Annotated in this window: 11 protein-coding genes; 3 read left to right on the top strand and 8 right to left on the bottom strand. The window is 43.5% G+C overall.

Going from position 1 to position 11,788, the window contains the following annotated elements; translation table 11 throughout:
• The first annotated feature begins 94 nt into the window (after window positions 1-94).
• The 3 genes from E1160_RS03060 (at window position 95) to E1160_RS03050 (ending at window position 3,767) form a co-directional block, all read left to right on the top strand.
• Window positions 95-556, top strand: coding sequence for a (2Fe-2S)-binding protein (locus tag E1160_RS03060; RefSeq protein ID WP_155153524.1), 462 nt, complete (start codon window positions 95-97; stop codon window positions 554-556).
• A gap of 2 nt (window positions 557-558) precedes the next feature.
• Entirely contained in the window at window positions 559-2,724 is a 2,166-nt protein-coding gene (locus E1160_RS03055) for a xanthine dehydrogenase family protein molybdopterin-binding subunit (protein WP_155153523.1), read from the top strand.
• A gap of 110 nt (window positions 2,725-2,834) precedes the next feature.
• A complete protein-coding gene (locus E1160_RS03050) occupies window positions 2,835-3,767 on the top strand; it encodes a helix-turn-helix domain-containing protein (protein ID WP_218048676.1) in 933 nt (310 codons plus the stop codon).
• 9 nt (window positions 3,768-3,776) lie between these two features.
• On the opposite strand, the gene lnt is transcribed toward E1160_RS03050, so the two are convergent.
• From lnt to E1160_RS03010, 8 genes are all read right to left on the bottom strand, one after another.
• The gene (gene lnt / locus E1160_RS03045) at window positions 3,777-5,336 is read right to left on the bottom strand and encodes an apolipoprotein N-acyltransferase (protein ID WP_155153522.1); all 1,560 of its coding nucleotides are present in this window, start codon (window positions 5,334-5,336) and stop codon (window positions 3,777-3,779) included.
• Between the two features lie 21 nt (window positions 5,337-5,357).
• Window positions 5,358-6,308 (bottom strand): hemolysin family protein, encoded by a 951-nt coding sequence (locus tag E1160_RS03040; protein ID WP_155153521.1) that lies wholly within the window; start codon window positions 6,306-6,308, stop codon window positions 5,358-5,360.
• Window positions 6,309-6,336: 28 nt separating this feature from the next.
• The gene (ybeY, locus tag E1160_RS03035; protein WP_407923885.1) at window positions 6,337-6,873 is read right to left on the bottom strand and encodes an rRNA maturation RNase YbeY; all 537 of its coding nucleotides are present in this window, start codon (window positions 6,871-6,873) and stop codon (window positions 6,337-6,339) included.
• 9 nt (window positions 6,874-6,882) lie between these two features.
• Window positions 6,883-7,893, bottom strand: coding sequence for a PhoH family protein (locus tag E1160_RS03030; RefSeq protein WP_155153519.1), 1,011 nt, complete (start codon window positions 7,891-7,893; stop codon window positions 6,883-6,885).
• Window positions 7,890-9,314: a tRNA (N6-isopentenyl adenosine(37)-C2)-methylthiotransferase MiaB gene (gene miaB, locus E1160_RS03025; protein WP_155153518.1), complete on the bottom strand. Its 1,425-nt coding sequence runs from the start codon at window positions 9,312-9,314 to the stop codon at window positions 7,890-7,892. The genes E1160_RS03030 and miaB overlap by 4 nt, the downstream gene beginning before the upstream one ends.
• A 482-nt stretch (window positions 9,315-9,796) precedes the next feature.
• Complete coding sequence (locus E1160_RS03020) at window positions 9,797-10,627, bottom strand: GNAT family N-acetyltransferase (protein WP_235914029.1); 831 nt, start codon at window positions 10,625-10,627, stop codon at window positions 9,797-9,799.
• Between the two features lie 154 nt (window positions 10,628-10,781).
• Window positions 10,782-11,228 carry a Fur family transcriptional regulator gene (locus E1160_RS03015; protein ID WP_155153517.1) on the bottom strand — a complete coding sequence of 149 codons (447 nt, stop codon included), beginning with the start codon at window positions 11,226-11,228 and terminating at the stop codon, window positions 10,782-10,784.
• 83 nt (window positions 11,229-11,311) lie between these two features.
• On the bottom strand, window positions 11,312-11,725 hold the full coding sequence (locus E1160_RS03010) for a MucR family transcriptional regulator (RefSeq protein WP_155153516.1): 414 nt from the start codon (window positions 11,723-11,725) through the stop codon (window positions 11,312-11,314).
• Between the last annotated feature and the right edge of the window lie 63 nt (window positions 11,726-11,788).

The raw sequence follows: 11,788 nt of genomic DNA, 5'->3' as shown, positions 1-11,788 counted from the left end.
TATACTTCCTATATCTATTATTCAGTTTATAGGGAATTAGAGCCGCAAAAGGCCGCTTCCACCGAATACCGTATCAGGACCAGAGGAGCGACTGATGAAATACGATCTCAAAATTAATGGGGAAACCCGTAGCGTTGAGGCGGATCCAGACACACCAATGTTATGGGTGATCCGCGATGAACTCGATATGACAGGCACTAAATTTGGATGCGGTGTGGCATCTTGTGGTGCATGTACCATTCATGTAGATGGTGAACCAACACGTTCTTGCCAAACAACTATCGAAGACGCAGTTGGTAGCGAAATTACCACAATTGAAGGCCTTAACGATAAAGTTGCCATGGCAGTACAAACAGCTTGGCGTGAAAAAGATGTTGTCCAATGTGGATATTGTCAATCCGGTCAGATTATGTCGGCAGTTGGTCTTCTGACTGAAAACCCATCACCATCTGATGAAGAAATCGATGATTATATGGATGGTAATGCATGCCGTTGTGCAACTTATGTACGTATTAAAGATGCCATTAAACTGGCATCCACACGATTGGAGGCATAATCATGGGTGTTAATCTTTCCCGTCGTGGATTTATGCAAGCGTCTGCCGCAAGTGCAGCAGCCCTTGTTATTGGGATGAATTCCAAAGGCGTTTTAGCCGCCGCAGGTAGTCAATCAACAGACATCAACCCATTTGTACGTATTGATAATGATGGCGTTGTAACTGTTATCATTAAACATTTTGAAATGGGTCAAGGTACGACAACTGGTCTGACAACTTTGGTTGCGGAAGAGCTAGATGCAGATTGGTCAAAGGTTGAAACCGATTTCGCCGCTGCTGATACCGATAAATACAAGAACCTATTCTTTGGTATGCAAGGTACAGGCGGCTCAACAGCAATCGCAAACTCCTTCATGCAATATCGCCAAGCTGGTGCCGCAGCCCGCGATCTTTTAGTCCGCGCAGCCGCAAAAAGCTGGAATGTGTCACCATCTGATATCACAGTCGAAAAAGGCATGCTCATCAGTGGATCAAACCAAGCGCATTTTGGCCAATTCATTAATCAAGCTGCCCTACTCACACCTGTTGAAAACCCGACGGTTAAAACTCCAGATCAATTCAATTTGATTGGGAAAATCGACCTGCCACGCAAAGACAGCTATGCAAAAACAAATGGCACCGCCACTTTTGCAATGGATGTAAAAGTGCCTGGTATGGTTTACACCGTGATCCAGCGCAGTCCTAAATTTGGTGGCACAGTTAAGTCATTTGATGCCTCAGAAGCCTCTCAAGTAAACGGCTTTATCGGTGCACGTGAATTACCGACCAAAGCAGGTGTTGCCGTATATGCCAAAAATACTTGGGCAGCCCTTAAAGCACGCGAAGCATTATCCGTAGAATGGGACTTCAGCAATGCGGATAACCGTGGATCAGATGAAGCCTTAGCAGAACATGTACGTTTGCTTGATAAACCTCAATTCCAAGCCCATGAGCAAACCACGGATCAAGTGGTTCCTATGGTTGCTAGTGCTGATCGCAAAGTTGAAGCTGATTTCACCTTCCCATTCTTGGCTCATGCCCCTATGGAACCAATGAATTGTGTGATCGAAGCAACAGATAATGGCGTGCGTATCATTGATGGTAACCAATTCCCAACCATGACACAGGGTGTTGTTGCCCATGTTCTTGGGTTGGAAGCCTCGCAAGTCGAAATTAAAACCGTATATGCGGGTGGTTCCTTTGGCCGTCGTGCCAATGCCCAATCTGATTACCATATGGAAGCCGCATTGGCATTTGCTGCTTTAGGCGGAAGAACACCAGTCAAGTTGGTATGGAGCCGCGAAGATGATCTTGCAGGCGGATATTATCGTCCAATGGCCGCCCATAAAGCTTCCATCGGTCTGGATGCAGATGGCAAGATTGTTGGGTGGGATCATCGTCTTTCCCTAAAATCCATTGTCAAGGGAACTGCGTTTGAGCCATTCTTGGTGAAAAATGGATTAGATCACACCTCAGTAGAAGGTGTTGCACATCCTCTTTACAATATTCCAAATCAATCGGTTGGATTAAGCGATTATGAAACACCAATGCCTGTTTTATGGTGGCGTTCTGTGGGTCATACCCATACAGCTTATGCAATGGAAAGCATGCTGGATATGTTGGCAACAGCCACTGATCAAGACCCCGTTGAATTACGCCTTTCCATGCTGGATATGTCGAACCCTCAACAAGCACGCCTTGCAGGTGTGATTAAGGAAGTCGCTAAAGCAGCAGGATGGACAAAAGGTGATAAGCGTGGCTTTGCGGCACATTTCTCATTCAACACATATGTCGCCATTATTGCTGATGTTTCTGTGGAAGATGAGACAGACGTATCTGTGAACAAAATCCATGTGGCTGTTGATTGCGGCGTCGCGGTAAACCCCGATGTGGTCAAAGCGCAAATGGAAGGTGGCGTAGGTTTCGCTTTAGGGGCCATTGCCCAAAATGAGATCACTATGACAGAAGGTGTGGTTGATCAGGAAAACTTCCCTGATTACGAACCACTTCGTATCAGCCAAATGCCAGAAGTCGACGTGATTATCGTCCAATCTAACGAAGCACCAACGGGTGTGGGGGAACCATCTGTTCCACCAACAGGACCTGCGGTAGCAAATGCGATTTTCGCAAAAACAGGTAAACGGATCACCGACCTTCCGTTTACAAAATCCGGCTTTAGCATCGTTTAAAGCCAACTAAATGGCAGCCCCATTTCCCATTCTTCCCTGCTTAGGGGCTGCCATTTCTTATTTTTCTTCCTATATGATAGGATAAGAAAACAAAAACAATCAGGTGCATTATGACAGAACCAATGTTTCACTTTAAATCTATCAGTGAATTTGCCGATTTTATTGGGCATGAGCGCCCGGAACATCCGTTTTTTGGTGTTTGTCACGTGGATCAATTCGGGGGGGAAGATCAAAATGTTGCAGCCTGTGCAACCAGCGGTATCAGTTATACATCCGACTTTTACACGATTGCGATCAAACGCGTTATTTCCGGTGAAATCTATTACGGGCGTACTAAATATGACTTCGATAATGGCTCCATGATGTTCACTGCCCCTCGTCAAGTTATGCAGGCCAATAATGTCGTGGTTAGCCGAGACGCAATTATTATCGCAATCCATGAAGATTTCTTCAAAGGACATCCTATCCGCGACAGCATCAAGAAATATGGTTTCTTTTCATATACGGTGAATGAAGCCCTTCATCTTTCCCCAAAAGAGGAAAAGATGATGCGTGGTTTGATGCAAAATATTCATGATGAATATAAAGGAAATCCAGATGAATTCAGTAAGGAACTGATCCTGTCTCAACTAGATACATTACTTAAATATTCAAACCGATATTATAAACGTCAGTTTTTAAACCGCGCAGAACTGTCGAACGAAATTTCTGAACGTTTCCAGACAGCCATCCAATCTTATTTTGATGATGGCCGTTTTACAGCATCCGGCATGCCCAAGATCGAAGATATTGCTGCAGAGATGAATGTATCTCCACGCTATCTAAGTGATACGCTGAAAGCGGAAACAGGGAAAGCGGCCCAAGAACATATCCATCTATATTTATTGGATGAAGCAAAAGATCTGCTACTGGCTAATAATACAACTGTTTCTGAAGTCGCCTATAAATTGGGATTTGAATATCCGCAATATTTCTCTCGCTTGTTTAAAAAGAAAATTGGTGTAAGTCCGAAAGAATTTCGCAATCAAAATTCTATCCATTAAAATGGAAATTCAATTTTTCCGTCTTTGCATAACGATCAGAAGTATAACCCATATTGCCAGTAATCCGCCAAAGATACTATTCCCAACCGTATGGAATACTGTTTTCTCACTAATCGCATTTGGAAGGTAAAAATCTACAACCCCACTTTCTTCTAGCGGAATAGATTGTAAAATCCGACCATAAGGATCAATCACCGCAGAAATACCTGTATTAGCGGAACGAATAACTGGAATGCCTTCCTCAATCGCACGTAATCTGGTGATTTCCAAATGCTGATAGGGGCCTGATGTGCGACCATACCATGCGTCATTCGTTAAGTTTAACAACCATTCTGGTGGCTGTATTTCATTAACGACCTGTGCTGGGAAAATGACTTCATAACAGATCAAAGGCCCTACCATTGGAAGACCGTTAATATTCAAACTTCTGGGCCCCGGGCCAGATGAATAATCTACGGCCCCTTGCGTCACTTTATCTATCGGTAGAATTTCCTTCAACGGCACATATTCACCGAATGGCACCAGATGCGCCTTATCATAAACTTCAGAGACCTGACCTGTTTTATCAACCGCCAGCATAGAGTTGTATAGTTTCACGCCTTGAGGATCTATATCTTCTGAGACAAACTCACGACGTGGCGCGCCTGTCAATAAAACCCCGTCAGGCGGTAACAACAAACCGATTGTATCTAATGCCAGTTTATCTTCGGCCAACATAAATGCTGCCGCTGTTTCTGGCCAAATGATTGTACGCACCCAATCCGGACGATCTTTTATAGATAGACTTAAATGAAGATCAAAATTACGCCGGCTATATTTGCGATCCCATTTTTCTTTTTGCGGGATACCAGATTGAACCATACGCATGCCAAAGGCCTCGCTCGCATTTACATCTTCAGCCGTATTTAATCGATACGCCCCAAATCCGTAGGACCCAACAGGTATCAAAATAGCGATTGCCAACAAAGCTTTCTGAACCTTTGGTAGACTAAATGGGATCAAAGCAAATGTCGTTGCCGCCACAACAACCAATAGGCTAATCCCATAAATTCCGATATAGGCGGCAAGTTGGGTCATCTCATTCAACATGCCCCAACTTTGACCAATCAGGTTCCATGGTAAACCGGTCAACATGGTGCCACGTAACCATTCAGCCACCAGCCAGGCCGCCCCCCATCCTAAAATGCGGGCAGGTACAGATTTTAACCAATAAACTGATAAACCAGCCAAACCTGTGTAAATGGCAAGGAAGGCTGGTAAACCAATCGCTGCAAAGGGCACCATCCACCAAAAATCATCGGAAAAGATAATCAATGCATGGCTGATCCAATATAGACCGAAAACGAGATATCCAAATCCAATCGCCCATCCGGTCCAAAAGGCTTGCTTCTTGGTCCTAGCGGCCGCCACTAACCATGCAGAAATCGGAAAAGCTGCAAATAAAATTGGATAGATATAATAAGGTGGCAATGCCAATACCATAACTGCACCGGCAACGACCCCAAGCAACATTTTCTTTTTAATGGATGCGACCTGTAGACCACCCAAAATCGTCATGAATTTATGCATCTTCCCCAACCCTGTATTTGATTATTTGGTCAGATTTTCCGTACCCCGAATACGCATTCTCTTAATACGACGCGGGTCTGCATCCGTTATTTCAAATTCCAGGCCAGATTCCGGATGATGCACCAATTCACCCCGGGTTGGCACACGTCCAAGTAAATTGAAGATGAAGCCACCCATAGTGTCGATATCTTCATCCCGTTCTTCATCATTAAGGAACTTTCCAATCTTTTCCTCAAAATCTTCGATTTCAAAGCGTGCTTCCACACGATAACTTCCATCCGGCATTAAAGTTAATTGCGAGGTATCTTCTTCATCGTGTTCATCCACGATATCACCAACAATTTCCTCAACCAAATCTTCAATCGTAATCAAGCCGTCAACGCCGCCATATTCATCTACAATCAAAGCCATATGACGGCGGCTTTCTCTCATCTCAACCAATAAATCCAAAACGCGGATTGACGGGGCAACGAACATAACTTCACGTCGGATCGACGATAAGGAAAAATCCGTATCCATCTTTCCTGTTTCTGATCTTTCTTTCAGGACGCGTAATACATCTTTGATATGCACCATACCAATTACATGGTCTGGTGTATCATGATAAATTGGATATCGGGAATGAGGCATTTCCACCATCATGGAAATCACATCCAAAAGTGGGGTGTTATCTTCGATTGAATCAATATCAGCCCGCGGCACCATCACGTCTTCTGCAGTGGCATCCCCTGCCTTAATAATATTTTCAAGAATTTCCTTAGCACCCGCCCCAAGACTGGTTCCTGGCATATCCTGATCGTCAATCTCATCAAGAATTTCTTCGAATGTATCCCGTAGATGGGAATCCCCATTTCTACTAAACAGGCCTTTTAATACAGATTTTACACCAGCTTTTTTTGGTTGCTGGCTAGGTTGGCTAGAATATCTCGACGCATCTTCGTCGTCTAATGCCGATGCCGATTTATCAGTCATCTTTTCCTTCGTCTTAGGTTACACCCGATTATTCGGGGGCTTCAAAACCTTCTATATATGGATCGGAAATACCGAATTCAGCCAGATAAGCCGTTTCCAATGCTTCCATTTCTTCTGCTTCATTCTCTTCTATATGGTCATAGCCAAGGAGATGTAAAACCCCATGCATCACCAAATGTGTCAAATGATGCTCAAAAAGTTTGCCCTGCGTCTCTGCTTCTTGCAAGACCGTTTCATATGCCAAGATAATATCACCCAGAAGCCGTGGCATTTCTGCAACCATTTCGGGTGGCATATCTTCTAATTCAAACTCATCGCCTTCTTCGGCGGCAAAAGATAAAACATTGGTTGGCTTATCTTTACCACGCCAATCTCGGTTTAAAGCCTGTACCTGATCATTATCAGAAAGGGTAATAGCCAATTCCCCCATGCGATCTTGTGCCGCCCCTTCAGGTGCGTGTTCCCAGACATATTCTGATGCCCTTAACACAACCGTATCCATGGAGTCAGGCCAATGATCCGCATTTCTAATAATATCAATATCTAGTTCGGACATTACCGTCACATTCTCGCTTTAATCTTCCTGTGGCGGATGATCAATACGTAGACGATTGTCATAAGCTTTAACAATTTTGGACACCAATGGATGACGCACCACATCTTCTTCTGAGAAGCGGGTAAATGAAATCCCTTTGATCCCTTGCAAGGTTTCAACAGCATCTCGTAAGCCAGATTTCTGTCCACGTGGTAAATCGACCTGTGATAAATCACCAGTAATGACCATACGGCTACCTTCCCCCAAACGGGTTAAGAACATTTTCATTTGAACAGGGGTGGCATTTTGCCCTTCATCCAGCAAGACAAAGGAATGTTTCAATGTACGTCCACGCATGAAAGCCAATGGGGCGATTTCAATAATCCCCATTTCAATCTTTCGGTTTACCTGATCCCCCGGCAATGTATCGTAAAGGGCATCGTAAATCGGGCGCATATAGGGATCGACTTTTTCCTTCATATCCCCCGGTAAGAAACCGAGATTTTCACCCGCTTCTACCGCAGGACGTGACAAAATAATCTTATCAACCTTGCCCGCCATCAACATGGAAACCGCTTTACAAACAGCAATATAGGTTTTACCGGTTCCTGCAGGCCCTAATCCAAAACTCAAATCGTTATGGGTCATACCATTGATGTAATGTGCTTGGGTCGGTGTACGCGCAACCAATTGTTTCTTTGGCGTGCGGATCATCGTTTCCTGTTCGCCAAACAAGTTTTTAGGCTCATCAATCATACGAATTGCTGCTGTCACATCCGCTTTTTCAATCGGCTGACCAGATTCAATACGTCGATATAGGGATTCAAGGGCAGAAACAGCAACCTCAATTGCATCCTGTGGACCTGATACTGCTAGCTGATTTCCTCGATTAACTAGCGAAATACCTAATGCTTTTTCGATTTGCACCAGATGTTTGTCATGCTCACCGTAGAGTTCCGGTAATAATTTGTTATCTTCAAATTCAAGATATTCAGCACTTGGGGCTTCTTGCCCCGATCCGTTGGTCCCGGATGAATTTACTTTGCTCAAGCGATCGCCCTTTCCTGTTCATTTTCAACAAAAGGTTCAACAGCTTCACCAAATAAGCTATGACCTTTCACATGATCAATCTTACAATCGATAATTTGCCCAACTAGGCTCTCCGGCCCTTGAATATGGACAGGTTGCAAATATGGGGAACGTCCCATCATTTGACCATTCTCGCGACCCGGTTTTTCAAATAGAACCGGAATTGTTTTGCCCGCCATAGATTCGTTAAAGGCTTGCTGCTGTGCATTCAACAATTGCTGCAACCCTGCCAAACGTTCATCTTTAACCTCTTCCGCCACTTGCATTTCAGACGCTGCAGCAGGTGTTCCTGGGCGCTCGGAATATTTGAAAGAAAAAGCACCAGCCCCAAATCCAACCTCAGATACCAAACGAATTGTATCCGCATGATCTTGTTTGGTTTCCCCCGGGAAACCGACAATGAAATCAGAAGACAAAGCCAAATCAGGACGCGCCTTAAATAGTTTTTCAACCAATTCCATATATTCTTTGGCCGTATGTTTACGGTTCATCGCCGCCAACATATTATCTGCACCCGATTGAACAGGTAAATGCAAATAAGGCATCAAATGAGGTAATTCCCCATGTGCCGCAATCAAATCATCATCCATATCACGTGGATGACTTGTTGTATAACGAATGCGGTCCAATCCATCCACTTTGTCAGCCAGATGACGGACCAATCGGCCTAATCCCCATTCACTTCCATCTCTGCCTTGACCATGAAAAGCATTTACATTTTGACCAAGCAACGTAATTTCACGCGCACCGCTCGCCACAAGACGCTTCGCTTCTGCCACAATTGATGTCACGTTTCGGGAAGATTCAGCACCACGTGTATAAGGAACTACACAGAAGGTACAGAATTTATCACAGCCTTCTTGAATGGTCAGGAACGCTGTAACGCCTTCAGATTTGGTTTCATCTGGTAAATGGTCAAACTTATCTTCTGGAGGAAAATCCGTATCTAAAATCTTTTGGCCCGCAGCACGTGATGCCTTGGCAACCATTTCAGGTAGACGATGATAGGTTTGTGGACCAAATACCATATCAACTTCCGGCGCACGGCTCATAATTTCTTCACCTTCTGCCTGCGCCACACAACCAGCTACAGCAAGCAGCATACGCCCACCATCGGCCGCTTTCTTTTCCTGATGTTTACGGATACGACCAATTTCGGAATAAACTTTTTCCGACGCTTTTTCACGGATATGACATGTATTCATGATCACCATATCAGCGTCATCAATAGTTTCAGACAATTCATAGCCAACCGGCGACAATACTTCAGCCATACGCTGGCTATCATACACGTTCATCTGACATCCATAGGTCTTGATGAATAGTTTTTTGTTATTCTTCTTTGTTGCTTCAGTCTGGTTCATGTCTAATTGCGCGGTCATAACGGCTGTTCCTCAGGCTCTGACAAAATCAGTGACCCCAACACAGGTCTATAGTGTTTAAATTTTGTCAGCTGCACATCTTGAGGAATAATAAACCTCGAATAAAAAACATCCTCCGCAATATGGGCAGAGAGTTTCGTTTTTAATTGTATCGAAAGTCGGTAAAACCGTAAATTTCGGCGGCTCAAAAGGCGCGCTGACATTTTCAATGCCTTGCCATACGGCCTTTTAGGGGGCAAAGTCAAACAAAGACTGCACCATAGACTAGAGATAATTTGGAAAAACTGTGCTTCCAGAGGACTCTCCCAGATCTAAAAAAACGAACTTTTCACCATAATATTGTTTAAAATCAACAAGATAAATAAAGATACCTGTTACATTTCAAACAACCCCAACCTTAAAGGCTGAACTTACATTAAGCTTACATTAGTTCGCTTTTTTCACCAAGAATAAAGACATGAGAAACATGCCTATTATCAGAACTATTTAATATAATGCTTCTTATATCGATTTGACATACGCTCCGTCTCAACAATGATACAGATATCTGTTGTATCAAATTGCTGATCAACCACAGCACCATCACCAACGACAGCTCCCGCACGTAAGTAACCTTTGATCAATGGCGGCGCAGCTTTGATGGCACGTTTTGGATCAATCTCTTCCATTGGCATCCAATTCATCGGCACATATTGATTTGGCAATGCGCGAGGGCGAATTTCCATGCGCGCCATATGGAAGTGATGTAGATAGGATAATGTTTCACGATACCTATCGATCTCAACGCCTTGGAAGCTTGCACAACCAAACATGAAATCAATATCATACTGCAATACATACTCCGCCAGACCACGCCACAATAAATCCATTACCTTTTTATTGCGGTAATCTCTGTGGACACAGGAACGACCCAATTCCAATAAATTTTTTCCGGTACCGACAAGCGCGCCAATGTCATATTCATGGGATGTGTAAAATCCACCCAATTTATTCGCATGTGTTTTGCGCAATAAGCGATATGTTCCAACGACTTTTTCACCTTCGGCATGATCATGATCGATCACAACAAGATGTTCTGCGACAGCATCAAATCTGTCACGGTCCAAACGCATGATTTTAGCTGAAGAGGATGGCGTTGCATTTCCTTCTTCATAAAAAACTTCATAACGTAATTGTTGGGCGGCATAGATAACTTCCGGATCTTCAGTAATGGAAATCTCTAAATTCCCCATTCGGATTGGCTCAAAGCCGGAAACATCTGCAAAAGTATGACCTTCAGGCATATACTGAAAGTCTGCATCTAGAATAGCCATAAATCTTCCTCCATCCAGGGATCATACCAAACTGATATGTTCCCTTCTTTAAAGAAAGATTTATGCCCATTTTGTTTTCGTTATGTGGCAGAAATATAACGGTTTGGTTAAAATCGACCAAATTCCACTCCACAATCCCAATATTTCCCCAAATTTAACGTGATTTTTTACTATCAAGTGGCACGCCGTATAATTCGAGACGGTGATCCACCAGCTTGAAGCCTAGCTGTCTGGCCACCTCTTCTTGTAACTTCTCAATGGCTTCATTATGAAATTCTATCACCTCTCCCGTTTCGACGTTAATCAAATGATCGTGATGATCTTCTGATACTTCCTCATAACGGGCACGACCGTCACCAAATTCATGCTTTGTTAATATATTTGCTTCTTCCAACAAACGCACAGTCCGATAAACTGTCGCAATAGAGATACCGTCATCAATCTCAACAGCACGTTGATACAATAATTCAACATCCGGATGGTCAACAGATTCAGATAAAACGCGTGCAATTACACGACGCTGCTCTGTCATCTTCAATCCTTTTTCCTGACAAAGACGTTCGACACGTTGCGGATCAGCTGTGGTATTAACTTCAGACATTCTTAAATCATCCATTTCTATATAAAATTTTTTGCGTCAGACTACTCTTTGTTCGGATATTTTCAAGACCGGGTTAAAAAAGACTATCGAGTTCCTAATCCAATTTTTTTCGCCAACTTGGATCGTTGTTTAGCATAGTTGGGTGCAACCATCGGATAATCAGCTGGCAACCCCCAACGTTCTTTATATTCTTCCGGGGTCATATCATATGCTGTTTTCAGATGGCGCTTCAACATTTTAAGCTTCTTTCCATCTTCCAGACAAATAATATAATCCGGTGTAATTGATTTCTTAATAGGCACCGCGGTGATAGGTTGATCATCATCAATTGCATCACCACCTGACCCTACATTGGCTAGGGTAGAATAAACTTGTTCAATCAAGGCAGGCAACTCTTCCGCATTTACAGAATTGTTAGATACATGTGCAGCCACGATTTCAGAAGTCAATTCTAACAAGCTATCAGAAGCATCCAGTTTTGGCGTATTTTCTGTCATTTCATACCCTATATAAGCAAGTTTGATCTTCTGATCATATAAGTAATCAATTCTTTATTGCAA

This window comes from Curvivirga aplysinae (assembly GCF_009711445.1).
Taxonomy (GTDB): Bacteria; Pseudomonadota; Alphaproteobacteria; order UBA8366; family Aestuariispiraceae; genus Curvivirga; species Curvivirga aplysinae.
The sequence above is the reverse complement of the archived record's forward strand: the minus strand, read 5'-3'. Positions and strand labels throughout refer to the sequence as shown.

What these genes read in the sequence shown, in the direction of transcription:
- E1160_RS03015 (WP_155153517.1), bottom strand. Translation starts at nt 11,228, where the DNA reads ATGTCTGAAGTTAATACCACAGCTGATCCGCAACGTGTCGAACGTCTT.
- E1160_RS03020 (WP_235914029.1), bottom strand. Translation starts at nt 10,627, where the DNA reads ATGGCTATTCTAGATGCAGACTTTCAGTATATGCCTGAAGGTCATACT.
- E1160_RS03050 (WP_218048676.1), top strand. Translation starts at nt 2,835, where the DNA reads ATGACAGAACCAATGTTTCACTTTAAATCTATCAGTGAATTTGCCGAT.
- E1160_RS03060 (WP_155153524.1), top strand. Translation starts at nt 95, where the DNA reads ATGAAATACGATCTCAAAATTAATGGGGAAACCCGTAGCGTTGAGGCG.
- lnt (WP_155153522.1), bottom strand. Translation starts at nt 5,336, where the DNA reads ATGCATAAATTCATGACGATTTTGGGTGGTCTACAGGTCGCATCCATT.
- E1160_RS03040 (WP_155153521.1), bottom strand. Translation starts at nt 6,308, where the DNA reads ATGACTGATAAATCGGCATCGGCATTAGACGACGAAGATGCGTCGAGA.
- E1160_RS03010 (WP_155153516.1), bottom strand. Translation starts at nt 11,725, where the DNA reads ATGACAGAAAATACGCCAAAACTGGATGCTTCTGATAGCTTGTTAGAA.
- miaB (WP_155153518.1), bottom strand. Translation starts at nt 9,314, where the DNA reads ATGACCGCGCAATTAGACATGAACCAGACTGAAGCAACAAAGAAGAAT.
- E1160_RS03055 (WP_155153523.1), top strand. Translation starts at nt 559, where the DNA reads ATGGGTGTTAATCTTTCCCGTCGTGGATTTATGCAAGCGTCTGCCGCA.